At 35.0% G+C, this 25,570-nt stretch carries 24 protein-coding genes and 2 tRNA genes; 4 read left to right on the top strand and 22 right to left on the bottom strand.

The features are described 5' to 3' along the window. Positions 1 to 12: 12 nt before the first annotated feature. The 4 genes from BW951_RS11115 to BW951_RS11130 are packed head-to-tail and all read right to left on the bottom strand — an operon-like array spanning position 13 to position 3,237. On the bottom strand, positions 13 to 1,185 hold the full coding sequence (locus tag BW951_RS11115; RefSeq protein ID WP_175608811.1) for a toxic anion resistance protein: 1,173 nt from the start codon (positions 1,183 to 1,185) through the stop codon (positions 13 to 15). Between the two features lie 6 nt (positions 1,186 to 1,191). Next, a complete protein-coding gene (locus BW951_RS11120) occupies positions 1,192 to 1,746 on the bottom strand; it encodes a TerD family protein (protein WP_076392789.1) in 555 nt (184 codons plus the stop codon). After that, the gene (locus BW951_RS11125; protein ID WP_076392791.1) at positions 1,736 to 2,560 is read right to left on the bottom strand and encodes a phosphoribosyltransferase family protein; all 825 of its coding nucleotides are present in this window, start codon (positions 2,558 to 2,560) and stop codon (positions 1,736 to 1,738) included. The genes BW951_RS11120 and BW951_RS11125 overlap by 11 nt, the downstream gene beginning before the upstream one ends. Before the next feature lie 2 nt (positions 2,561 to 2,562). Further along, positions 2,563 to 3,237 carry an HAD family hydrolase gene (locus BW951_RS11130; protein ID WP_076392793.1) on the bottom strand — a complete coding sequence of 225 codons (675 nt, stop codon included), beginning with the start codon at positions 3,235 to 3,237 and terminating at the stop codon, positions 2,563 to 2,565. Positions 3,238 to 4,113: 876 nt separating this feature from the next. Between BW951_RS11130 and fusA the strand changes: the two genes are divergently transcribed. Continuing rightward, positions 4,114 to 6,180, top strand: a complete 2,067-nt coding sequence (gene fusA, locus BW951_RS11135; RefSeq protein ID WP_076392795.1) for an elongation factor G — start codon at positions 4,114 to 4,116, stop codon at positions 6,178 to 6,180. Between the two features lie 342 nt (positions 6,181 to 6,522). Here the strand turns inward: fusA and BW951_RS11140 are convergent, their stop codons facing one another. After that, positions 6,523 to 8,061, bottom strand: a complete 1,539-nt coding sequence (locus BW951_RS11140; RefSeq protein WP_076392798.1) for a SulP family inorganic anion transporter — start codon at positions 8,059 to 8,061, stop codon at positions 6,523 to 6,525. Between the two features lie 777 nt (positions 8,062 to 8,838). On the opposite strand from BW951_RS11140, the gene BW951_RS11145 reads away from it, so the two are divergent. Together BW951_RS11145 and BW951_RS11150 are read left to right on the top strand one after the other, a co-directional pair. After that, positions 8,839 to 9,255: a transposase gene (locus BW951_RS11145; RefSeq protein ID WP_076392800.1), complete on the top strand. Its 417-nt coding sequence runs from the start codon at positions 8,839 to 8,841 to the stop codon at positions 9,253 to 9,255. 11 nt (positions 9,256 to 9,266) lie between these two features. After that, entirely contained in the window at positions 9,267 to 9,611 is a 345-nt protein-coding gene (locus BW951_RS11150; RefSeq protein WP_076393123.1) for a hypothetical protein, read from the top strand. A gap of 1,789 nt (positions 9,612 to 11,400) precedes the next feature. On the opposite strand, the gene BW951_RS11160 is transcribed toward BW951_RS11150, so the two are convergent. The 3 genes from BW951_RS11160 to BW951_RS11170 form a co-directional block, all read right to left on the bottom strand. Next, positions 11,401 to 11,628 (bottom strand): phosphate ABC transporter substrate-binding protein, encoded by a 228-nt coding sequence (locus BW951_RS11160; protein WP_076392804.1) that lies wholly within the window; start codon positions 11,626 to 11,628, stop codon positions 11,401 to 11,403. Positions 11,629 to 11,754: 126 nt separating this feature from the next. After that, on the bottom strand, positions 11,755 to 12,282 hold the full coding sequence (locus BW951_RS11165) for a DUF6584 family protein (RefSeq protein WP_076392806.1): 528 nt from the start codon (positions 12,280 to 12,282) through the stop codon (positions 11,755 to 11,757). A gap of 491 nt (positions 12,283 to 12,773) precedes the next feature. After that, complete coding sequence (locus BW951_RS11170) at positions 12,774 to 14,291, bottom strand: TROVE domain-containing protein (RefSeq protein WP_076393125.1); 1,518 nt, start codon at positions 14,289 to 14,291, stop codon at positions 12,774 to 12,776. Between the two features lie 394 nt (positions 14,292 to 14,685). On the opposite strand from BW951_RS11170, the gene BW951_RS11175 reads away from it, so the two are divergent. Continuing rightward, positions 14,686 to 15,132, top strand: coding sequence for a VOC family protein (locus tag BW951_RS11175; RefSeq protein WP_076392808.1), 447 nt, complete (start codon positions 14,686 to 14,688; stop codon positions 15,130 to 15,132). A 59-nt stretch (positions 15,133 to 15,191) separates the two neighbouring features. Here the strand turns inward: BW951_RS11175 and BW951_RS11180 are convergent, their stop codons facing one another. The 14 genes from BW951_RS11180 to BW951_RS11245 all read right to left on the bottom strand — a co-directional run bounded on the left by BW951_RS11180 (position 15,192) and on the right by BW951_RS11245 (position 25,560). Then, a complete protein-coding gene (locus tag BW951_RS11180) occupies positions 15,192 to 15,743 on the bottom strand; it encodes a 3'-5' exonuclease (protein ID WP_076392810.1) in 552 nt (183 codons plus the stop codon). 108 nt (positions 15,744 to 15,851) lie between these two features. After that, positions 15,852 to 16,397: a 3'-5' exonuclease gene (locus tag BW951_RS11185; RefSeq protein ID WP_076392812.1), complete on the bottom strand. Its 546-nt coding sequence runs from the start codon at positions 16,395 to 16,397 to the stop codon at positions 15,852 to 15,854. A 248-nt stretch (positions 16,398 to 16,645) separates the two neighbouring features. Next, entirely contained in the window at positions 16,646 to 18,052 is a 1,407-nt protein-coding gene (locus BW951_RS11190) for a T9SS type A sorting domain-containing protein (protein ID WP_076392814.1), read from the bottom strand. A 125-nt stretch (positions 18,053 to 18,177) separates the two neighbouring features. Continuing rightward, positions 18,178 to 18,741: a metallophosphoesterase gene (locus BW951_RS11195; RefSeq protein ID WP_076392820.1), complete on the bottom strand. Its 564-nt coding sequence runs from the start codon at positions 18,739 to 18,741 to the stop codon at positions 18,178 to 18,180. A 196-nt stretch (positions 18,742 to 18,937) separates the two neighbouring features. Further along, complete coding sequence (locus tag BW951_RS11200) at positions 18,938 to 19,807, bottom strand: nucleoside hydrolase (RefSeq protein ID WP_076392821.1); 870 nt, start codon at positions 19,805 to 19,807, stop codon at positions 18,938 to 18,940. Positions 19,808 to 19,852: 45 nt separating this feature from the next. Further along, positions 19,853 to 20,797: an MBL fold metallo-hydrolase gene (locus tag BW951_RS11205; RefSeq protein ID WP_076392823.1), complete on the bottom strand. Its 945-nt coding sequence runs from the start codon at positions 20,795 to 20,797 to the stop codon at positions 19,853 to 19,855. 199 nt (positions 20,798 to 20,996) lie between these two features. After that, entirely contained in the window at positions 20,997 to 22,013 is a 1,017-nt protein-coding gene (locus BW951_RS11210) for an RNA ligase, Rnl2 family (RefSeq protein ID WP_076392825.1), read from the bottom strand. A 137-nt stretch (positions 22,014 to 22,150) separates the two neighbouring features. Beyond that, complete coding sequence (locus BW951_RS11215; RefSeq protein ID WP_084196418.1) at positions 22,151 to 22,714, bottom strand: DinB family protein; 564 nt, start codon at positions 22,712 to 22,714, stop codon at positions 22,151 to 22,153. After that, positions 22,708 to 23,079 (bottom strand): cyclic-phosphate processing receiver domain-containing protein, encoded by a 372-nt coding sequence (locus BW951_RS11220; protein ID WP_084196419.1) that lies wholly within the window; start codon positions 23,077 to 23,079, stop codon positions 22,708 to 22,710. Before BW951_RS11220 ends, BW951_RS11215 begins: the two co-directional genes overlap by 7 nt. A gap of 10 nt (positions 23,080 to 23,089) precedes the next feature. After that, a complete protein-coding gene (locus BW951_RS11225) occupies positions 23,090 to 23,866 on the bottom strand; it encodes an ATP-grasp domain-containing protein (protein WP_076392827.1) in 777 nt (258 codons plus the stop codon). 23 nt (positions 23,867 to 23,889) lie between these two features. After that, positions 23,890 to 24,702, bottom strand: a complete 813-nt coding sequence (locus BW951_RS11230) for an ATP-grasp domain-containing protein (protein WP_076392829.1) — start codon at positions 24,700 to 24,702, stop codon at positions 23,890 to 23,892. A gap of 99 nt (positions 24,703 to 24,801) precedes the next feature. Beyond that, a complete protein-coding gene (locus BW951_RS11235) occupies positions 24,802 to 25,287 on the bottom strand; it encodes a ribonuclease H-like YkuK family protein (protein ID WP_076392831.1) in 486 nt (161 codons plus the stop codon). A 121-nt stretch (positions 25,288 to 25,408) separates the two neighbouring features. Beyond that, a tRNA-Trp gene (locus BW951_RS11240) sits at positions 25,409 to 25,479 on the bottom strand. An 8-nt stretch (positions 25,480 to 25,487) separates the two neighbouring features. Continuing rightward, positions 25,488 to 25,560 (bottom strand) — tRNA-Gln (locus BW951_RS11245). Between the last annotated feature and the right edge of the window lie 10 nt (positions 25,561 to 25,570).

Below are 25,570 nucleotides of genomic sequence, written 5' to 3' on the forward strand. Positions count from 1 at the left end.
CATCTCCCGTTATTATCCTCTTACGTTTGCTTTTAATTCGTGTTCCAGAGTCATTAAATCCTGATCCAGCTTTCTTCTTCCTTCCGCACCCTGTTTTTGGATCTGCTTCACTTCGTTTAATGTATTGATTAGTTTTGCTGTTGTTTCTCTCAATACATCAACGGAAACAATCGTCTGTTCGTTAGCTCTTGCAACATTAACAGAGTTCTGCCCCAAACGTTCTGCATTTTTTCTTAAAATTTCTTCCGTCGTAGCCGAAACTTTCTGCTGAATTTCAATGCTTTGCTGCTGTCTGTACATCGCTACTGCCAGTGAAAGCTGGTTTTTCCAGAGCGGTAAAGTCGTCGTTAAAATCGTCTGTGCTTTTTCTGCAATCGAAACGTTGTTGTTCTGAACGAGTCTGATCTGCGGAAGAGACTGCATCATGATTAATCGAACCACTTTCAGATCAGCTAATCTTCTGTCTAATCTTGCGATAAAATCTCTCTTATCGGCAATCTGATAATCCTGAAATTCCTGCGTATTGGCTTCCATGTGCGCTAATTCCGCTCCGGCTTTTTCCATTCTCAGGTTTCCGACAATCACCAGTTCTTCAATTTGTTTGATCGCATTGACATTACTTTCGAAAATCGTCTGCAAAACCGCATTATCTTTCGTTGAAGTAATGATTCCTGCATTTACTTTATAAGCAATCTGATCGATATTGTTGATGATTTTATCGTATTTGGCAAATAAATTCTCAATCTGCGTCATGACACTTTTCATGAAAGGCAATTTGCTTAAAAAACTTTTGAATTTATTTTGATTTAATTCTTCAACATCTACATAATTCAGCTCGACTAATAAATTATTAATCAATTCACCTACTTCACCTGAATTTGATCTCCTTACATTTCCAAGGAAACTGTCACTCTGGTTGGATAATGTTCTCTGAAGATCTGCCCCGAAATTAACGATCGATCCCGGGTTAGTTTCGTCGATAGAATCTGCAAGGGCTTCATATTTCTGGCGTTCTTCAGACTGTAACTGCGTAAGATTTACATTTCCATCTCTGTCCACTAAAGGAGCAGGTGGCGTACTCGGTGCTGTCATACTTGGAGGAGGCGCCATTGGAGTAGGTTCAAAAGTCTTTAGAGGTTCGATCGATCCAAGCGGATCTATAGGTTGATTTTCCTGATTGTCCATGGTGAATTATTGATAGATTGATACAAATTTTTCAAGACCCTCTCTTTGTCCGCTTCCTACTGCTTCGAATTTCCACTCTCCATTTCTGTTGTAGATTCTTCCAAATTCTACTGCGGTTTCGATAGAGAAATCTTCGTCCAATTCATATTTTAAAATTTCTTCGTTGGTATCTGTATTGAAAATTCTGATGAAAGAATTTCTTACCTGTCCGAAGTTCTGTCTTCTTGAATCTGCTTCGTGAATGGTTACTACAACAGTAATTTCTTTCACAGCATCATCAATTTTAGTTAAATCAATTTTAATCTGCTCATCATCTCCCGTTCCGTCACCTGTCAAGTTATCACCAGAGTGAATCACTGCTTTGTCCGGAGACTCCAGATTGTTGTAAAAAATAAAATGATTATCTGAAATTAACTTTTTATTTTCACCTAATAAAAATAAAGAAGCATCCAAGTCGAAAGCCGTTCCGGTAGATGTATTATTGATATCCCATCCAAGACCAACCGTAAATTTCGGTGCGTTTATATTTTCTCTCTGTCCTTTCTGTAAGTTAATAGCCATAATATAATTCGGTTTGTGTTAAAGTGTTTATATTGTTTTCGTATTCTTTTATTAAATGATAATTATTGCTGATTGCCAGTTCCAGCAGATTATCCATCAGTTCCTTTTTTACTTTAGACGAAAGATACTCAAAATTACCTGAATCTAAGCCTAAAATATATTTTACAATCCGTGTATTAAACTGAAAACTAGGCTTCCCCATTACTTCTGCGATATCTTGTACATTTTTTACCGCGTAATAATTAAAGTAATTTTCAATCTTAGGATCGAGATCAAAATTCATCAGCTCAGCATAATACATGAATAAAAAATCTGCCTCTACATTATATTCATCAAGAATTTTGTTCACTGTAAACTCATGGCTTCCTGTTATTTTAATATCATCTATAAAAATACAAAGTTTTCCTCTAAGAAAATCTTTATCCAGATAATAGGTGTCGTTAGCAATAAGATTTTTACGGTCTTCAAAACTTAAATTTCCATAATCCGTCGTGTAGGTATGATTTCTGTTAATTTTCGATAAAATGCTTGATTTTTTTCCTTTATGGAACAAATAAAAATCCAGATGCTTCTTAAAGTAAAAACATAAAAAATTAGACGCTGTAGGAATCGCCATGTAAGGACTTGGCAGCACTACAATTTCTTTATCTGTGTTTAAAATATCTTCATGTCCGGAAATAAATCCTTCGAACAGTTCTTTTGCAAATTTTTCAGCATACGACTTATCGCCATATTTGAAATAGCTGTATTCCTCGGGTGAAAATGTAAATTCATCCGCCGAATGAATGTGGTGTAAGCTGTACCTCTTGTTCATAGTTATATTTTGGGTGTAAGTAAGTGTGCATTGAAACCAAAATCCTTTGCGCCTTTATAATCCGCGACAGGATTATCCCCGATATGTAAAACCTGTTTTACATCTAAATCCTGATTGGGCAGTAAATTTTTCACTTCCTGAAATATTTTCGGATCGGGTTTTGAGCAGTTCATTTCATCAGAATAAATGTGGAAATCAATATACTGATCGAGGTTTTCACTGATCAGGAATTTTCTCATGGTTTTTCCTTTAATAAAACCTGTATTGCTTAGAATATTGATTGTTTTTCCCTGATTTTTAATTTCATCAAAAAACTGATGTAAATTTTCAAAAATCACAATAGGTTTATATTCCAGAAACAAATCTTCGCTTTTCTGATAGAATTGATTTAACTGATCTTTATTCAATTGTTTTACATCTACTTCCAGTGCATTTAAAATTAATAAATAAATTTCAAAAGTATCAACATTTCCTCCAATTACCTCATTGATAGAATTGCAAAGATCATCATAATATTTTACGACTTTCGCAACTTCGTTAATAGGTTTTTTTACGTTAAAAAATGACGAGAACAGCTCAACTCTTTTTGCTTTAAATTCAGGATGAGATTTTATTAAAGTAAGCCACAAATCAAAGGAAAAATGGGAGTGATTGTGGATGTCTATATCTGTTTTCAAAATGGTTTAGTTAAAATTTTTATTTAGCTTTTTCCTGAAAAAGATGTTTTAAATGGTTATTATTTTCTTTCATCTGTTCGTGTTCAAAATACAATTCCTTTCAAAGATAGAATTTTTAAATTAATGTGTAAATGTAGTTTGATGTTTTAAGAAATTTTTATGATTTTCCGTAATATTTGTTATTGAAAAATTCTTTTTTTTAAACACAAAGTCCTCAAAGATTTTTTTATAATTATTGTGGGTATTTTTCGTTCGCAAAGGCGTTTCACTCAGCCAAGACTTGATGCTATCATTTGCTGAACGAAGTGCCTTGGCGAACGAAAATGTCTTCAAAGGATTGAACAAAACCTGGCGATCCTCGCGTTAAAAATAATTTAGCAAATAATGTCTTTAAATTTTCAATTTTTTTGTCGTTTAAAAAAAATGAAAAAAAATTTTTGCTGTTAAAATATTTTTTCTAGTTTTGCAACCTGTTAACAGTCAACAATGTCAACAAAAATGATAAATATAATTACTTTAAGCAATCCTATCAGAGCTGTGTACTTTGGTAGCACTAAATATTTATCTGAATAACGATCGACCTTATAAAACTAAAATATAACGAAGGCCTGTCTGTTTCAGATAGGTCTTTTTTGCTACCCTACTTTTCAGCTTTTACATTCGGAAAGGTTGTCTAATTTTTTAACGCAAAGAAAAATTTTCTTACTGAATAAGAAAGTGAGCAAAGATTTTAATCAATAAATTGATTTTAAGAAGCTGGCTTCATCAGCGACTTTGTCGCAACTCTTTGCTCTCTTAAATAAAAAACAGTTTTCAAAAAACTTTGCGTTTTAAAACATTTTACAACCTTAAAATCAACAATTTAAATTTAACAAAATGAAATACAACACACGAAATATAGGGATTATAGCACACGTCGATGCAGGAAAAACAACACTCACGGAAAGACTTCTTTATTACACGGGAATGATTCATAAAATCGGAAATGTGGACGAAGGAAATACCACAATGGATAAAGACATTCAAGAGAAAAACAGGGGAATTACGATTTCTTCGGCTGCAATTTCTACCCAGTGGAAAAAAGATGAAAATGTCTTCAATATCAACATTATCGATACTCCGGGACACATTGATTTTGCGGTGGAAGTTGAACGCTCTTTACGCGTTCTGGACAGCGTTGTAGCAGTTTTCTGTGCTTCTTCGGGAGTTCAGCCGCAAACGGAAAACGTTTGGTTTCAGGCCGAGAAACATGGAATTTCAAAGATTTGTTTCATTAATAAAATGGACAGAATCGGGGCAGATTTTTTTGCTGTTTTAAATGAAATTAAAACAAAACTGAATGCAGTTCCTTTAGCTTTACAAATTCCGATGGGTTCTGAAGACCGTTTCGAAGGTGTTATCGATTTAGTTAAGCAAAAAGCGCAGTACTGGATTGACGAAAACGGAGAAACCATTGTGGAAAAAGAAATTCCGGAACTTTACAAAACGGAAGTTCATGAATGGAGGCAGAAATTAATGGAAACTTTAGCCGAATCTGACGAACAGTTTTTTGAATATTTCCTGGATTCTGAAACAAAAATTACTGAGGAAATGATTACTGAAGCCATAAAAAGAGCTTGTCAGTCAAGAAATTCAGTTCCTGTTTTATGTGGTTCTGCATTCAAAAACAAGGGAGTACAACCTTTGCTTGATGCGATTGTAAGTTATCTTCCTGCGCCGGATCAGTTGGCTTCCGTGAAAGGAAAAGATGCCAAAACGGAAGAAACAATAGAACTGGAAAGAAATGAAGAGGAAATTTTTTCAGGACTGGTTTTCAAAGTGGTGATTGATAAACATATGGGTAAACTTTCGATGTTGAGAATTTATTCGGGAAGTATACAATCCGGTGATACGGTTCAGAATGTAAGAACGGGTGAAAGTTTCAGAATTTCAAGGATTTTGCAGATGCAGTCGGACAAAACGATAACGGTTGAGGAAGGAAAAGCAGGAGATATTGTGGCTTTAACCGGGATAAAAGATGCGAAAACAGGAGATTCTTTATCTTCTATTGAACAGGCTGTTTTGCTTGAATCCATTACGATTCCTGCTCCGGTAATCAGGGTTTCTATTGAACCGAAAACAAATGCGGATGAAAAATCTTTCGGATTGGTTTTAGCGAAAATTCAGGAAGAAGATCCATCGTTGGTTGTTGAAAGAGACCGACAAACAGGAGAAACTTTACTGAGCGGTTTGGGAGAGTTGCATCTTGAAGTTACTTTAGAAAAGATCAGGTTGAATCATGGAATTGAAATCAATCAGGGAAAACCTAAAGTTTCGTATAAAGAAATTTTAACCGAAACCAGAACGCACCGTGAAAAACTCGTGAAACAGAATGGCGGAAGCGGACAGTTTGCAGACATCACGTTTGAAATCGGACCGAGAAATGATGGTGGAATCGGTTTGGAATTCATCAATCAGATCAAAGGCGGAGTGATTCCTAATGAATTTGTTCCGTCTGTTGAAAAAGGATTCAGAGAGGCGATGGAAAACGGAGCCTTGCAAGGATATCCTCTGGAAAGCATGAAAGTTACACTTCTGGACGGATCTACTCACAGTAATGATTCTCATGCTCAGGATTTTGAAATGGCTGCAAGAGACGGTTTCCGGGAAATCGGAAAATCCTGTAAACCTAAATTAATGGAACCTATCATGAAAGTTGAGATTCAGACGATTGAAGATTATACAGGAGCGGTGACTGCGGATATCAACAAACGAAGAGGAATCATCATCTCAATTGATGAAAAATCGGGAAGAAAAATTTTCACGGCAGAAGTTCCTTTAGCTTCTACTTTCGGATATATTTCTGATCTGAGAACGTTGACGAGCGGTAGAGCTTCGATCAGCATGAAGTTGTCGCACTATGCTTTGGTGCCTGATTTCATCGCGAATACATTAGTAACCTAAAAGACAAGGGCTGTAAATTTATTTTTGCAGTCCTTGTTTGGGTTATTGAAATAAATTATCAATGATGAATTGTTTTTTCTCCCACTGATTTTGCAGATTATGCAGATTTTTATTCCACACAGATGTTTGCGTGAATTTTAAATTTCCATCATCGCGCTTCCAGCTTATTCAAAATTTTATTTCCCACAGATTACACAGATTTTTTCAGGTGTTTGCGGAGTATTTCTAAACTTCCATCATCGCACTTCCATCTTCCATCTTCCATCTTCCATCTTCCCGCCAAACAATCTTCTCAACCACTCAAACTCTCCCACACTCCAACACTCCAACTCAAAAACCCTCCTACTTCTCCGGCATCACTTTATACGTAGGATCATCCTGAATATTCACTTCAATCACCGCTTCTGCGTTTTTCAGCATTTTACGGCAGTCTTCACTTAAGTGTCTTAAATGAAGTTTTTTATTTTGTTGCGTATATTTTTTAGAGAGTTTATCTAAAGCGTCAATTGCACTCATATCTACAATCCGGCTTTCTTTAAAATCGATTACCACCTGATCCGGATCATTGGCAGGATCAAACTTATCAATAAAAGTGGTCACTGAACCAAAGAATAGCGGTCCTGAAATCTGATAATATTTAATACCATTTTCATCCGTCAATTTTCTGGCACGGATTCTTTTCGCATTGTCCCATGCAAAAACAAGGGCAGAAATGATCACCCCTACCAAAACCGCCAAAGCCAGATTGTGAAGAATAATGGTAATTAAGGCTACTGTAATTCCGACAAAAATATCGGATTTCGGCATCTTATTAATAATGCTTATCGAAACCCACTGAAAGGTACTGATCGCGACCATCATCATGACACCAACCAAAGCCGCCATCGGAATTTTTTCAATAAACGGGGCTCCGACTAAAATAATAATTAAGATCGTGAGGGAAGCAATGATTCCGGAAAGTCTGGCTCTGGATCCTGCGTTCAGATTCACCAGAGTCTGGGCAACCATTGCACAGCCTCCCATTCCTCCGAAAAAACCATTGGTAACGTTGGCTAAACCTTGCGCTACGGCTTCTTTATTGGTGTTTCCTTTTGAATTGGTAATTTCATCCACCATGGATAAAGTCAGTAAAGATTCAATTAAACCGACTCCTGCCATAATTAAAGCATAAGGAAAAATAATCTGTAAGGTTTCTAATGAAAAAGGTATTTCCGGAATATGGAAACTGGGCAAATTTCCGCTGATGCGGGCAATATCTGCAACAGTTTTTGTATGAATTCCGAAACCAACAACCACTCCAAAAACAATTAAAATAGCAATTAAAGAAGAAGGAACTACTTTGGTAATTTTTGGAAAAAAGTAAACGATGGCGATCGTCAAAGCTGTTAAACCCAACATGATATATAAGGAAGAACCCTGCAGCCAAGTCACAACACCGTTTGCATCGGTAATTTTAAACTGTTCTACCTGTGCCATGAAAATGATAACAGCAAGACCGTTCAGGAAACCGTACATTACGGGTTGCGGAATCAGTCTCACAAATTTTCCGAGTCTGAAAATTCCGACCAGCATCTGAAAAACTCCGGCTAAAGCTACAGTTGCAAATAAATATTCTACTCCGTGGGTTTTGATCAGTGCGATTAAAACAACGATGGTTGCTCCTGCTCCACCGGAAACCATTCCGGGACGACCTCCGAAAATGGCAGTTACCAATCCCATCATAAAAGCGGCATATAATCCCGTTAAAGGAGAAAGTCCGGCAAGAATGGCAAATGAAAGAGATTCGGGAATCATGGTCATTGCCACCGTAAATCCGGCAAGAAGTTCGTTTTTGAAATTGATTTTTTGTGAAAAGTCGAAAAGTTTAAGAGAATTTTCCATTGGAAAAAAAAGTGTAAGGATTTAATAATAATTTTAAAAACAAAGATTTCCGTTTTTTATTCTTTGAAAACAGCTTTATAAAATCCTTAAGGCGGTGTAACTTCAGATGAAGTTTTTCTTTTTACTTTCATAATGGCAACAAAGATATTGACTAGAAATTTCTCAGACAATTTTTGCAGCAGCTTCTTTAAATATTTCACAATATGTTTCCGTTTAAATTATGGTCTCTTCAAATATTACGGAATATATTATTTCACTACACCTACCACATATTTAATTAAATTTTAACTAAAAACAGTATTTCATAAAATTTTATCCCTCATTTTTTTGGACTAAATCCAAATTTTTCTATATTTGATTTCAGAGAAGTTAGTATTTTTTCTAAATATTTAATTCAATTATTGATGATTAATTAAATACAGAAAGAAAATTATCTTAAAATTATTAAAAAAGAGTATTTACATGACGATATTGTAATGGAAATGGTATTGGTGCTTACAGAAAAGTCCGGAATATTGAAGCTTACTGACTGAAGTAATGGGGATCTGAAATACATGATGGTGCTGCAACATAAAAAAGCATGAATTCTTTATTTACATTTCTATATCTGCTATTTACAGTAAATTTGATCTAAAGTCTTTTAGTGTAAATGAATATTCCGCCAATTATAAAAACAGGCATAACATAATAAATCGTGCTAAAGTTTTTATATTTTTTCATTATTTTATAATTTCGGACTGCAAATTGCTTATTAATCACTAAGGCTTAAAAACACCTATGCTATACAAAGACATACATATAGGACAATTTATTAAAGAAAGAGCTAACGAACTGGAAGTTAGCAAAGAAAGAATGTGCAGTTTTCTTAAAAAAGACGAGGAAGCTATTGATAAAATTTTCGAAAGTGCATCAGTAGAAACAGATCTTTTATTAAGATGCTCTAAACTTCTGGAATATGATTTTTTCAGAATTTACAGTTCACACCTTATTTTATACGCTCCTCCTTCTGCTGTTGATAAGGTGAAGAATCCGAAATCGGATAAGATTCCTTATTTCCGAAAAAACATTTATACTCAGGAGATCAAAGAATTTATAATCGGAAAGATACAATCCGGAGAGATGACTCACAATGAAATCATCCAGGAGTATTCTATTCCTAAAAGTACGCTTCACCGATGGCTGCAAAAAATTTAAAAAAACATCCTATGCGTCCAAATTACACGAAGATCTATCAGGATATGCTTAAAGAAAAAGATCCTGATAAACTGAACGACCCCAAAGTTCAGCGTCTGATAAAAAATTTAAAAACCACTGAAGATGTTTTGAATTTTAACGAATTGGTTTTCAAGCAATCAAAAGAAAGTCTGGAAAAAAATCAGAAACTGAAGACTTACGATAAGAAAACCATGCTGAAACTTTTACAGTATCAAAACAAACATAATTTTTCTACGAATTATATGTCGAAAAAGTATAAAATCAGCAGAACAACCATTGCGAAATGGAAAAAAACGTTTGAAGAGGAGTACGAAAAAATTACTTCAAAAAACTGATTTCAAAATAAAAAAATCCGAAAAGCATACTGTTTTTCGGATTTTTAATATAAAGATTACAAACGAGAAAAGAAAAGCGGGGCATCGTTCTGCCGGAGTCGAACCGGATAATCTTGCCGGAACAGCCGACTTCATTATTCCTCCCCTTCGATTGGTGACGAAGTATCTTTTCTCTACGACACTTTATATTTTAAAACAAGGCAACAACCAGAAAGTGCAATGTCGTGCTCTAACCAACTGAGCTACTTTTCCTATTTTAATTTTGTGTTTTTTAAACTGTGGAAAAGGCGGGACTCGAACCCGCGACCCCGTCGTAATGAGCGAAGTAACACTATTCTACGGCACTTGTATATTATAAAAACAGATAAGGTAAAAGGCGAAAAAGGTATTTTTGCTCTTATGAGCGCCGCTCTTACCCGATTTGGGCAGGGAGCCGGCAATTCTACATCTGCGAGAGACTTGCGCTTTCTTTCGAAAACTTTTGCCCAGTTGGTTTTCAACCCAACCTCACCAGTTCGGTCGCCCGAATTACGCTACCTTAGGACCGTTATATTTACGAAGTAACCCTTCTCTACGACACTTATCTGTAAGTTTTTAAAATTAAAAAAGAGGCAAAAGACGAGAAAACTCTTTATTATAAATCATTTTTAGATTTATTCTGGAGTCGAACCAACATCATTAAGATTAACCGAAGTAAGTTTTCTCTAACGGCACTCTTTATTTTATCAAGGTAAATTTCGTACAGATATTTCTCCGGCGTCCTTACTCAAATTAGACGACAGTTTTTTAGTTACTGACAGGCATCGAACCTGTATTTCCGGTTTGGAACGAAGTATTTCTGTACTACGACACCCGATATTTTTAAATTTTCAATAAAAAGAGGCAAAAGGCGAAAAGACAGACATGCACCTGATCCCTACTGTTATTCAGGAAATTGCACTTGTTTTTTAGATTTTTTGGTCTAAATAATTGCTGTTCGAAGTAAGCCTTTTCTACGGCACTCTTTTGTTTTTTAAATCAAGGTAATAATGTGAGAATCTTTCAGTGCTTTTGCTCTACCGTCTGAGCTACATCTCGTTTACAACAGAGAAGGCAGGAATCGAACCTGCGACCCAAAGATTAAATATCGAAGTATGATTCTGAAACGACACTTGATTTTTTATATTTTTTAAATAGTTTTCTTAAAAATTACAAGGCAAACAGTGATAAAAGCTGTCTTAAAAACCGTCTAACCACTCGACCACACCTTTCGGCGAAAGGATTCGAACCTCTGTACAAATCGAAGTAACTTTTATCTACGGCACTTGTAAGTAATTTTAAAATCGAGCAAAATTTTGAAAGAGACTTTTTCAGTTTGGATTCGAAGGAACTCTTTCTTACGGCATCGATTATTTTTTAAGTTTTTATGGTTATTGTTTTTGTTACTGCAAAATTACTCCATTGGTACGCAATCTTTTTACGCAGTTAAAATTATTTTTAAAAAAAACCAAGTAACATGGTATAAGAGTTTTTGATATCAATTCAAATTTTAAGTAAGACGATGGAACTCTTATGATGACGACATTGGTTGTTTAAAACCGGGCAATGTAACGAAAAGACTCTTGTTCAAGTGGAAATCGAAGGATTTCTTTTCTTACGGCACCGGTAATTTTTTTTAAGTAAGGTGAAAAATCAAACAGAATTTTTTTATTGTTGTGTGTTTCTTTTTACACCATTCCGAATTCCGGAAGCAGGATTTTTACCTGCAATACAACTCTGCTCAGTACGAAGTAATTCTGTTTTACGACACTTACTTTTTGGTTTTCCATTGGGTTTTCCTGTATTTTTTCCAGTTTTTCTGAAACTTAATTTCTTTTGAATTAATGGTTTCGAAACCATGCGGAAAACAATAAGAGCATCCCATTTCATCTCCATATAAAATTCTGGAAATCTGAACATTCGAAATTTTCTTCGGAAAGTCAATTAATCCAAATTCATTGCTTCCGAAAAACTTCTTTAATGTTTTAAATTTTTTCATAAGTATTGAGTATTTAACCTCAATACAGTGTTCCTTTAAGCCATTTTTTATAGTAATTCATGGTTATCTGTTTTTGTTGATGCAAAATTATTGCGTTAGTGCGCATTCTTTTTACGCAGTTAAAATTTATTTTGAAAATATTGACCCGATAATCTCTCCCAGCTTAACAAGTCCTAAAAATGGAAGTAAAATAATTCCTCCAATGAGCAAATAAAGCCCTACATTACTAAAAAAGCTATCTTTAGATTCCGTATAATTTCCTTTTTCTCTTTGTTTTCTTTTAAAATCAGGAATATGTTTTGTTCTCTTAAAGCTGTCTGTTTCCAATTGTTTCAGAATATTTTTTGTGTATTCCGAAAGCTGAGTTTTATCTCCCCTAAAAACAATATCTTTTAAAATAGCATTTCCGGAATTGCTTAATGAATTCCTGTACATTTCAACTGCTTCTTTCATTTCGAAATTCTGAGGTTCAGATAAGATCCAAAACTTTCCGGCTTCATCTTTAAACCCTGAATCATAATAAATCTGCGCCAGTTTGTCTCTCAAAGAAAGATCGTCGGGAAATTCATTGATCAGATTTCGAAGTCTGTCGCAGGCTTTTTTCTTTCTTCCCGCCTTAAGATCCTGTTCAATTCTGTAAAAAATAGTTCCCATTATTTATAATTATTCATTTGTTCGTTTTGCCTTGAAGCAAAAGAACCAAAAGTTCAAGACTTGGAAACTCCGGCTAAAAATAATCTATACGCTCTAAAAATTCTAAAACTTGCGCGAATTTATTATTTGTTCTTCGGTTCTGAATTTGTGTCGCGCTTCAAACAGTAGAATTTTCTTAACGTTCGTATAGCTTATTTTCTTTACGCCTCCATTTCCTAAGTCGTTTTTTTACTATTATTATTTTTGTCATTGCGAGGAGCGTAGCGACAAAGCAATCTCTAAAAATATTGATTGAGATTCTTCACTTCACTACTGAATTACATTTGTATACCTGAATAAAAAACTGACTGCTAATTAAAGCATTATATTTTCCTAGCCCCGATTGCAACGACATCCTTTTGTGTAGCAAAGCGGAACAAAAGATATAGTGGAAAGCGGGATTAAGCTCCTGAAAATAATGGTTATCAGTTTTATTTTAAAAGCAGTGCCTTTTACAGCACTACTTTTTTTATCATTTCTACGGCAGATTTTTTGTCTTCCAAAGCATTCAGTACGTCGAAAATTTTATCGGACCAACCTGCGATAAGGTATACATCGTTTTGTCTGATATCCAAAGGCTGTCTTCCGTAACCCGCCAAGTCAAAAATATACAATTTTGCATTTGGGTGGAAACTTTTGTATTGATTCCATGAATCTTCGAAAGAATTTCTGGTTCCGTTGCTGTTCCACAATTGGGTATCGGTGAAAATCATTACTTTATCCACTTTTTCGCGTCTGTTCAGCAAATCTTCGATGACCAGATAACCGTTGGTAGAGTAACCTACTTCGCCTTCTCTTTTGTAGAATGCATCTACATTTCTCAGAATACCGTTTTTAGGCATCGGAACTCTTTTCCAGGTATCACCGAATATTCCTGAAATTACATTTTTGCACTGTGACTGCAACATCATCGACATCAACAGACCAATATCGTACAGCAAAACTTTAGATCTTGGAGAAACGGGCTGTTGCATTGAACCTGAAACGTCTGCCGCGATCACCACCGAAGTATCAAAACCAAAACCTTTGATATTTTTGGCACTCACCAAAACTGCATCTTCCAATGCTTCGAGAGTGGATGACAGATAAGGTGATTTCATACTTTTCAGTTCTCTGTACGCCGACAAGAATCTGAAAGGCAATTGTTTTGAATTTCTCACGGCTTTTTCATCCGAAAGATAGCTGCAAACTTTCTGCATCACATCCGGAGAAACGTTGGCTTCCAGAATATTTCTGAGGTTTCGCAAAGTTGCCATATAACCCAGTTTGTTACTGAAAATCAGTTCTTCCCATTTGTTTTTGAAGGCTGCTTTTCTTTCTGCATCATCGGCAAATTTTGTCTGTCCCAAAACGGAAAGTTCTACTTCCCAAGTATAAGGTGTTTCCAACGAATCGTTGACGATTTTGTTGAAAATTGCCTGTTGGTTTTCATCTTTTGCTTTCGGGTGAACCAGGAACAAAGCATCTTTCAGGGTAACTTGCGCGTTTCTGTTGTATTTTGCGAACTGGTATTCATCAAATTTATTGAATGATTTTACCAGACCTTTCTGAATTTGCTTTGACAGTTTGTTTAGTTTTTTAAGATCTGTTCTTTCGTTTGCCAATTGGTAATATGCCAAAAGTTCAGTAATTTCATCCGCTCTCTGGATCACGCCATCGATGGTTCTGCTTACCAAGTCTGTACCTGAAGTCTGCTTCGCCAATTCGGTTGTCAAAACCAATGGAATAGAACGCAGATACATATCTTTTCTTGCGTAAACCGCCAGTTTTGCCACGAATTCTGGATCATTTTTCTGAATCAGGGACTGAATTCTTGTGAGTCTTTCACTTCCTTTTTCATAAGTGGTATTGGATAATCCTGTTGTAACAACAGCACTGTATAGTTCTTCAGCAGGTGTCATGGTATAAGCTTTTGCACCTTCGTAGTTCGTTACTACTTTATTCTCTTTTCTTAAAAAATTAAATTTCATGGTTACTGTTTTTTTGTTAAACATTTCAGAGGATTATCACTTTCTCCCTGATTTCTGATGCAAAGTAAGGATGCTATTGCGCAGTGTTTTTGCGTAGTATATTTTTTTTGAAAAAAATTTTATTTAAACACTAATTGCACGGATTCTTGCAGTAATAAAACAGATTTTTTATTCTGAAATCTCAGGACTCGTTTTAAAATAGATTCTTCATTCCGCCTTGCTTCATTCAGAATGACAAACATAACGCTGAACCAACAACAATCGACAATTAACAGGCAACCAGTAACAATCAACCAAAAGAAAAAATCTATCATGTATTTTATATAAAGGAATTAATAATGGAGAGTTTTTGGAAATACGTTTTCTAGCTTTGTTTCATTAAAATTTTAAGCTCATGATTAAAGGACTGTACGAGACTCATGTTCAGGTGAGTGATCTGGAAAATGCAATAAAATTCTATACTAAAGTTTTGGGATTGGAATTTGCCCATAAAGAAGAAAACCGAAGAATTGCTTTTTTGTGGATCGGAAAAAACAAGGAATCCATGTTGGGATTATGGGAGCAGAAGGAAAATCTTCAAACAAGGCATTTTGCTTTTACCGCCAACAAAGAAGATATTCTGAATTATTCTGTAGAATTTCTGAAAAATAAAAACCTGAAACCTTATAATTTTCTGAAAGACGGCATTGAAAAGCCAATGGTTTTTGCATGGATGCCTGCTTTAGCCATTTATTTTAATGATCCGGATGGAAATCAGCTGGAATTTATCTCGGTTTTGGAGGGTGACGGAAAACCTGAATTGGGTGTGCTTTCTTATGAGGAGTGGATGGAAAGGAAATAAAAAAACTCCCTTTCAAAAAGGAAGTCATCATTACATTTTTAGATTACTAAATTGTTACATTAATACTGTTGCAAACACCAATGCAAGATTTTCGCAATATTTTTGGCATCATCTACACCTCTGTGATGCGTTCCTTCAAGTGTAAGATTTAATTCGCCTAAAGCTCTTGCCATACCTACGCTTTTACGAATCGTGGGATGCAGTTCTCCGAATAAAGTTTTCACATTGATGTGGTCATCGCTCAAAGGATAATCCACATTGAATTTTCTTGCCTGATTTTGAAGCATATTAAGATCATAGTTTCCGTAACTTGCCCAAGTAAGATCTTCGGAATCATATTCCGCTCTCAGAATATCTAATGCGTCTTCCAGCAAAATGCCATCGTCATCAAGCATCTGCTGTGTAATGCAAGTAAGTTCCGTACAGAACGGACTTACTTTCGAATATTGAGGTTTTACTAAAATTCCCTCATTTTTGGAAATCTTTCCGGTTTTTGCATCCATGATGCACACTCCGATTTCTATGATTTCACTTTCCTGACCTCTCGGCGGTCGGTCTTCCCAACAGGTGGCTTCGAGGTCTATAATTAATATGTTGTCTGTTGTTTTCATTGTTGTATTATTTAATTGTTAAAGGTTGGAAGATGGATGCGGGAAGATAGAAGTTTTTACAGCGTGTAATTTACTTCCAGCCTCCAGCTTCAGACTTCCAGCCCAAATTCACCTCAAAATTTCTCTTAAAATTCTGGCGGCGTTGTAAGCATCGTCTGCTCCGCTGTGATGGTTGCCTTCAAAATCCATGTTCATAAAATGTAAGGCTCTTTTTAAACCCATCATTTTAAACAGTCCATTGTATTTTTTGAACTGATACATAATATTGATGTAGTTTTCGGAAAAAGGATTTTCGATACCGAGATAATCGTACTGTTCCATGATCTGTTCTTTGTCAAAATTTCCAAAACCTGCCCAAGTAAGCTGAGCTGAGTGATATTCATCTTTGATTTTTTCGCAGGCTTCTTCGAAATAGATTCCTTTTTCTTCGATGAGTTGCGGTGTAATTCCTGTAAGTTCTGTACAAAATTTATTGATTTTAGATCTTTCGGGAATTACATAAATGCTTTGTTTCTTGGAAATTTCCTGCGTTATTCTGTTTAATTCGCAAATTCCTATTTCTATAATATCGGTTTTTTGTCCTGCGGGAATTCTGTCGTTTTCCCAACACGTGGCTTCCAAATCGATAATTACAATTTCGTTTGTTGTTTTCATTTTTACATTTTTATTCTATTCATTTTTCATTCATCTGCATTTGGTTTCTAATATGGGAGGAGAAGCGGGAAGAAATACCCTGAAGAAGAATTGTTTTAACTGCTAAAGTTGTGCAAAGGTAAAAAAGTCAGTGCGCATTCTATTTACGTAGTAAAAAATTAATTAGTTTTTCTGTCGCATAAAAAAGGATCTGTTCTAAAAATTAGACAGATCCTTTATATCAAAAGTCAAAATTTCAACTTAAAGTTCTAATTCTTAATAAATTTTTGTGTAGAAACTTTTCCACTTTCAAAAGTTGTTTTCGCAAAATAAACTCCTTTCAAAAGCTCAGAAACATCGGAATTATTTTCCTTTATTGTTTTTAACAGTTTACCATCAACAGAATATATATCTATTTTGAAGATTTTCTGCTTTGACCGATACACTAAATTTTGTTTTACAGGGTTTTCAAAAGTAATTTCACTATTATTTTTTGCGTTTTCTGCTGTAAATAATGTAGCATTACCATTTAAAAGATATTTAACAATTTCAGTTGTAGAACCATCTCCTCTGACAATTATACTATTATCAAAAACTTTTATTGCATTAACATAATGATATAGTAAATTAGGATCACTTTCTATATATTCTCCAAATACAGGATCAACAGTTCCATTCTGATTAAGTTTAGTGATATAATAAGCAGGTGAATTATTAAAATCAGCAAAACCTCCAATATAATAATAGCCATTTCTTTCAAAAATATCCCAGAACTCAAGACCAAGAGTCCCATTATAACTGAATGTAGTATCTTGTGTCCCGTCAGAATTAATTCTTCCTATTTCAGCAGGATTTGTTGAGGCAATTTTTGCATATATGATTCTGTTACTGGAATCTATTTTTACAATGTTAAAATTATCATTAAACAAAACCTCTCCATTGTTCCCAAAACCCGTCAAAGGTTGCCCATCAGGAGTATATTTTTTTATTGTATAATTACCCATAACAATAATATTGGACTGATTATCTAAAAGTATATTAGGAAGTCCATAAGATAACAATTCCCCATTATTTGCAAAGCTGTTGTCTAATGTACCATCAGAGTTTAATCTGAATGTATGCGTATTATAGTCAAAAAATCCGGTAACAGGATCCACACCAACTCCAGAAACAAGAATTTTATTTCCTTGTTCTATAAGATTCCTTTTTAAGTCGAAATTGTTTTGAAAGAAATTGGTTAATACTTTTATTCCACCATTTGCAAAAGAGATGTCCGGCTGTCCGTTTGAGAGTAATCGAATAACATCCAAATAATTAGTATTGCTGGTAGAATCATATCGATTGAGCAGTAAAGTCAACTTATCATTGGTATGTCTTATAAATCCTACAAGAGAGCCTTGTGCATAATTATTAAATGTAACTTTGCCATTAGTTCCAAAAGACAAATCTAAAGAACCATTGTAACTTGTATTTTTAGAAATTATTATTTGATTTGTATTGGAATTAAAGGATTCGTAAAATACCGCATTGGATGTTTCTGTTAACTCCCCTAAATAAGAGCTTCCAACCGGAATATTGTAAATCCCGTTTGAAGCAAATGCAGGATCTTTAGAAATAATTTGTGCTAAAAAAGTTTGTAGTGTGAAAATAAGTACACATGATAATTTTTTTTTCATCGTTTGTTTTTATGATTTGTATACTGCTTATACAAAACAAATGTAAAAAGTTAAGGCAGCAAAAATACTTTTAATGCGGCCTATGTCCTATACCATATTTAAGGTATTTTACATATCTTTTTAACTTAATTTCTCGGTGCAAACGGCGGTGTCCACTTTTTCCTTTTCATGATTTCCTTTACTTCTTCGTAAGAAACCGGATAAAAATTATGGCAATCTACTCCTACATCGAAACTCAGAGCCATTTCATCGTCGGGCAATGTTCCGTGCGAATGTCCGTAGAGCTGCCAAACGCCGCGGTGCGAACCGTTCCATGTTCTCATGGCGTAATGAAAGAGGATGATTTTCTGTTTGCCGTTGCTGTTTTCAGACTCATCAATTTTCAGTTCGTGATAATCTCTGATGGAAGCAAATCGTTTTGGATAAGTTAACGCTGCACCTTCATGATTTCCTTTTATCAAATGAATGTTTCCGTTTAACCGATCCAGAATTTCTTTTGTAAAATCCGGTTTGCCTAAACTTACATCCCCTAAATGATAAACGGTATCATCTTTACCTATTTTCCCGTTCCATCTTTTGATGAGTTCTTCGTTCATCTGTTCCAAAGACTCAAAAGGTCTTTCGGAGAATTTTATAATGTTTTCATGACCAAAATGATGGTCTGCTGTAAAAAATATATTGGGTTTCATTTTTTTAATTGTTTGTTTTTTAACTACAATATTTCACTATTTCCTCTGTCATTCTGAACGGAACGAAGTGGAGTGAAGAATCTCTAAAATCTTTATGTGAGATTCTCTGAACTTCGTTCGCATCCCTTCAGGCTGTGTCAGAATGACAACTTAATGCATAAATTTTGTAATTTTAGTTTAATAAATATTTAATTCGTTAAGGTTTCATCACCATCCACAGATCTTTGAAATCCGGAATATGAGTTGTAATCAATGATGAGTTGTGTCCGGAGCTTTCTTTTACTTCACGGGAGCCCCATTCACCACGTTGTCTGTAAGGAATTACTTCTGCCCAGACTGCTTTTGACGGGTCTATCGCCAATAAAGCTGCCACAGTATCATGAAGTGCCTTTTCTTTGAGTTCCACTGCTTTAAGAAACAGCTTCAATCCTTTGCTTTCATTTCGAAACGGGATCAGGATTTCGGCATCTTTCTTTGTAAAAACAGCAGCATGACAAACATTTTTACTGATCATCCGTCTCTCAGTCATTGGTATTGAAAGCAGCTTTTCAGCAGCCAACGGATTTCCGTTCAGATTGAATGTCGCACAGGTAAGCTTTCCGTCAAATTTTTCCAGTCGATGTTCTTTTGGGACAATATTATCGCCTGCAAAACCGCCCTGACAAAACCAGCGATCAAAGAAAACTCCGGTTTCCCACAATGAATGCGGATTTGTAAGTGCTGCTCCCGTCAGTAAAGTACAATCTGGAAATTGATGAAGTGTTTCAGCCATAATGTTTGCTGCCGTATCATCCGCTTCTGATTCCTCAAATTTTCCGATCCAGTCTTGGTAAAACCCCGAAACACGGCTCGCCGAAGATTTTGGAGTTCCTGCGCCGACGCGGACATCTTCCCTATCCAGAATTTGCAGAACACGTTTTACAAATCCTATCTGATCTTTTCCTCCCGGATGTATGGATACGCTTGCGAGATGAACCTTGGGATGCGTTGCCAAAACAGCCAACGTCATCGAATCATCAGGATCAGCCGTTTCCATATCGAAATGAAAAGGTAATTTATTTTGCATGATTATTTTTAGTTTTTTAAATTTTAATTGAATAAATAGTTTTAATTAATTTCCCTGAAATGCTTTATAAAAAGCGGTTTCAATTTCCAGTTGATCGCTTTCGACATATCTTCTTGAAAAGTGAATCGGAATGGTTTCTTTCACTTCACATTCTTTCATGATTTTTCCCGATGCAGAAGCAAAACTGTGATAGTTGATCTTCGCAAATTCCTGATCTTCATCTTTGTAGAATGTTTCGATATACACCATATCCGCTTCCCTGAAAACTGTTTTTATCTTTTCATAATTATCTTCGCAGACCGCGTGATCCATGATTACGCCTAATTTATATCCTTTGTTTCGAGTCAGAAAGTGAAATAAATCGGAGGCTTTATAAACCGTTCCTTCGATTTCAATTTCTTTGTCGGAATCGTTGTTTTCAAAGGCTTTCTTCAATTCGCTGATCCATTTTCCTTTTTTGAATTCTAAACCGTTTTCATTAAAAGTCACCGAATCTTTTTCCCTGAATAAATAGGCGATGGAATCTGTTTTGTGATCCAAAATTGCAAAATCAACATTTACATATTCGTCTTCAAAAAGGAAATTCTGAGTTTCTATCAATTCCAGATTCCAATGTGGGGGACGAATTTTATAGACATTAATTTCTTCTTTAGAAATGATTTCTCTAATCTCATATTCAATCGCATTTTCATCAATTAAATTCCAAGTGTAGGATTTTAACCTTGCTTCAATCTGCCGGTGAATATTTTTCGGTCCGCAAATCACGATTTTCTCGCCACTTCCAATCTGATGTCTGAAAATTCCGTCGAAATTGGAAAAGTGATCAATGTGAGTATGACTGATGAATATCGCTGAAACCGACTGTACTTCTTTTACCGTCAGTAAACTCGCTTCACCGCAATCACACAAATAATGATTTGCTGAATTCGGGACTTTTATTAATATACTGATGTCTTCTTTTAATAGACTTTTTATTTCTGCCTGTAACATTTTTTTAAATTTTATCAACTATAAAGCTTTACACTCAGTTTGTCATTCCGTAGGAATCTAAGTGTATAATTTTTTATTATTTCTACAAACTTTGCCTAGATTCCTACGGAATGACAAGGAGTGCGTTTAATAATAAAATATTTTAACTTTTATAGCTCAATTTAACACATAAAAAGTTCCGGTAAATATATTACCGAAACTACACTTTTAGAGTCATTAACTCTTCTTTTATCACATCAATGACCAAAGAATTCAGTTTTTTATTGATTCTTTTCTGTTCTTCTTTTTCTATGGTGGTGAAAACTTTCGGGAAATCTTTTTCAAAATCTTCTAAAATATCCTGAGCAAAAAGACCAATGACTTTACCAACCATTTTGGGTTCAAATTCGCCAATTTTGCTGACCACGTTGTTTAGCCTGTTTGCAGTTGCATATTTTTGGATTTCTTCCCAGATATTCTGAGCTTTTTCGCTAAAGCTGATTTGCTTTTGAACGGTTTTTTCCTGTTTTCTTACCACTTTAGATTTCTCGATCCATTTTTCATTTTTATTTTTCAAAATGACTCTTGAGCCGTTGCCAAAATATCTGGTTTTCAAAGTTTTAATAATAGTTCCTTCACACATATTGTTCTCGATTTCAGGAAGTCCAAGCCAGCCCGGAATTTTAGAATCGAAAACATTCGGAAACTTCAAAGCATCTTCCAAAGTTCCCTGATAAAGAATTTTTGCATAGAAAAATCCGGTTTCTTCGAAAATTTCATTCACCACATCGGTATCCAGATAAGTAGTTCCGTTCAGCTTGATGTCGAATGCGTAAAATTCGTTGTTAGGTGCATATTCAACACCTTTCTGCACTTTTACCGCATCTTTTACAGGTTCCACTTCTTTGTGTTTGTAACCGCCACCGAACAATTCACCGTAGATTATGACCGTTTCAACATACGGATGAATATTTTTCACTTTTTCGAATACTTCGATGACGTTTTTTCTGTAACGTTCTAAAATCTGATGTGCGTTGAAGAATTTTTCATCCTTTTCGATAAAAGCGGTTCTTTTGCCGATTTTAATTTCCTTTCCGTCGGTAAAGAAAGAGAAATTAGCTCCGTGAACCTTCTCCTGCACGATGAAAATCTCATCCCAAAAACCCTGAATCCTGATCTGATCGATCACGCGGTTTTGGTAAGCATTTTCTATAGAGTTATATGTTTTGAAAATCATTTTTTTAAGTTTTTAATTTATTTTAACCACAAAAGAGACAAAAGATTTAACACTTTAGGACACTTAAGTTTTTAAAGCTTAACACTTTGAAAACATTAAGTACACATAAGAGAAAATCATAGATTTTCATTTGTAGTTTAACTTATTTCTAATTCGTTATTCCTCATCTGGGTAACGTGTCTTTGGGCGTGAAGCGACAGGAAATAAATGTATTCGTACACATTGATTTTCCCCAGTTCATTTACTGTCATTGTTGTTTTGCAGAGGAGACCTTCACCGTTTTTCATCAAGTCTAAATAACTTGAACATTGATGATATTGCTGAGTAATTAAATTTCTTATTTCAGTTAAATTTAATTCTCCTTTCGGCTCCATATGCTCTGGTCTTATCCATTCAAAAGATCCATACTTGCCTACTTTTTCAAACTTTTCTTTATCGAAACTGTAATTTTTTATTTCAAGATTTAAATCAAGATGCAGATAATTCCGCATTGCTTTTTTCGATCCTTTTTCAATGAGTATCAACAGATAAAAGTTCGTGAGATAAATGTGTTCCAAAATCTGCTGAACCGTCCAACCTCCATTTGATGGCTGAAAATTCAACGTTTTATTGTCTTTATCAAACCACTTGTCAACCTCATCAAAACTGAATTTCAAATGTGTTTTTATGTCTTCTATCAATCTAAAAATATCCGTTACCATTTTTTAAAGTTTTTTAAAAGGCTTTCAATATTTTGCTTTCCAACAGGATTCATGGAGTGGCAATAGAACTGTGGTAAATCCAAATAGTTATCCATACAATATTCTACCAGCCATTTTGCACAATCGTAGCCTGTTTTTTCCACAAATTCCTGAGAATCGGGTTTCAAATAATGTTCATCGGCAAGGTCGTGGTCAAAAGAGATCATTTCCGGAAGTCCTTTTTCCAAAATCCTGTTGACAAACTGTTCGTAATTCCGAACGATATGCCAGTCTTTTATGAGGAAAATATCCTGTTTTGTATAATGATATGCCTCGATTGGATATCTTATATCGTCCAGAAATAATAATCTTTTTGTTAGTTCCATCGCTTTAATTTTAATTTGAAAAGTAAATATTCAAAGCTTTGATAATACTTTTCACGTTTGTATTCGGATAAAATCCTGAACTGTTGATGCAGTTGATTTCAACAATCTTCCATCCTTCATCTGTGAAGCAAATATCCATTACAAAAGCTTTTTCCAGATTGAAAAGCCGGATCATTTTATTGGCGAAATTCAATCCGTCTTCTGAAACTTTTTCCTCAAAAGGAGCATTATCATTGAATTTATAATATCCGGCATCGATAATCTGTCCGCCAACAATCCAAAGTCTTGCTTCTTTTATTGTTCGTTTTGCTTCAGAAATCTGAACCAAAGAATCTTCTGTAATTCTGTTGTTTTGATTTTGCAATGCTTCAAAAGCAAAATCTTTCCATTCCGTTTCGTTGAAGACTTTTCCTGTAAAAATTTTCGCTTCATTGTAAGGTTTGATGAATTTGAGTTCATCTTTTTTCCAAATCAATTCTTCCGAAATTTTATGAACGGAAACTTTGTTATTCAAAAGGTTTTCACCATAATATTTGGAATACACTTCATACAAATGATTACCTCCGTAAAAAGAACCTGGAAACCAATCTGTATTTTGCTTTGCCAATCTTGCAATCGTCACCGAACCGTATACGAAAACATCTTTTCTGTCTGTTTCGAAGTCAATTTTTTGTGCGGTTGGAGGAATATTAATTACGCTGTAATCAATATTTAATTCTTCCAAAGCATCAAAAATCCTGTAATGATCGGGATCTAAATATACATTAGCCTGAACTATAAAATACATGGTTATTTGTTTTTAGGGTTCTTTTATTTGCTTTTTACAATACCCGCCAATTCCAGTTTTGCATCTTCAGGAAATCCTGAAAGTCCGGGAATATCGTTGTATTCTACAATTATTTTTTCTCCGTTTTCTGTTTCCAGAACATCAATCGCCACAATATCTGCTTTGATGTTTTCCTGTAACAGTTTTACTTTTTCTATCCATTCTTTTTCGGGCTCGATGAGTTGATATTCCTGAGTTAAAGAATTGGCTTTCCAATATTTGCCTTTTCTTTTCATCGCCCAGACTTTATCATTGACAGCCAGATAACGAATGTCATATTGATAATCAATAAATTTCTCTGTCGTCACATAATCCTTATGAATAAAGAGTAAATCTTTCAGTTCTTCCCATTGTTCTTCGGTTGAAACCAGACTTTTTCCATATCCACCATGATGATTTCCAACTTTAACCACGAAAGGAAACTGCATTTCCAGATTTTTCAATTGAGTTGTATTGGTTGCGACATTAAAATCAATCACAGGCAATCCAAGCTTTTTCAATCTGTTTAACATGGATAATCTTTCGTAACCTATTAATAATGTTGAAGCTGAATTCACGCATGGGATTCCTGAATATTCAATCAATTCCAAAATGTTTCTGTGTTTTGCTTCAGGATTGATCGCTCCCAATCTCCAAAAAATAACATCCGGTTTGCAGACTCCATTCTCATCAATGGCATACAGTTCAGCATTTTTTACGATAAATTCTGAGGTCTGAACTTTCTTCTGAACCACATCAAATCCTGCAAAGTAATCCTGCCAGTATTTTTCTCCGTTGATGATTAAAATTGTTTTCATTATTTTATTTTTTTTGGATGGAGGCTAGAAGCTGGATGAGGGAGGTAATCGAAGCGTTTTAAACTTCCGTATCCCATCATCCCACTTCCAGCTATTTTATCACACCATCATATCAGCACAACTGGAACTTGCGAAGGCGTAAGGTTTTGCTTTAAACACATATCCCATTCCAAGAATATATCCCATTGCGTCTCTTAAGGCAACATTGGATTTGAAATCCGGATCGGTGTTAATGTCTGCGTGTACCTCCATTTCCACTCCATAAGCATCCAGAACAGCGCAAATAGCGTAAGCAATTTCTACGGATTTGTTCACCTCGTTCAGCATACGTTCTTTGATACTGATAGTCTGTATTTCTCTTTCTTTTCTGATAAAGGTAAACGCTCCTTTTCCCTCACGAATAAATACTACTGCCGTAGCATAATTAATGGCATCCCCGTATACATGGGAGTCTGAACCTACACAAACCTTCAGTCGGTGTCCATTTGCCTGTTCGCGGATGATGGCTTCTTCTACCAGCTGTATGATAGAGTTTTGGAAAATTTTTCCTGTCATGTTCTGCCATACTTGTTGTTGCGTTTCCATTTTTTCTACATGTTTTTTGTTTTGTTTAAATTTTAATAATTACGTCAATTGTCAATTCACTGTATTGTCAATTTAAAATTCACTTGCGAAGCAAATTGACCATTGACCATTAACATTCCTGCACTCCGAATCGGATTCGAACCAATACCATCAGTTTTGGAGACTGAGATGCTGCCATTACACTATCGGAGTAGTTTTTGTTGATTCATCAGGACTCGAACCTGAACAACAAGAGTCAAAGTCTTGTGTGCTGACCAATTACACTATGAATCAGTTTTATAAG

Source organism: Chryseobacterium gambrini (assembly GCF_900156825.1).
In the GTDB taxonomy this organism is placed as follows: domain Bacteria; phylum Bacteroidota; class Bacteroidia; order Flavobacteriales; family Weeksellaceae; genus Chryseobacterium; species Chryseobacterium gambrini.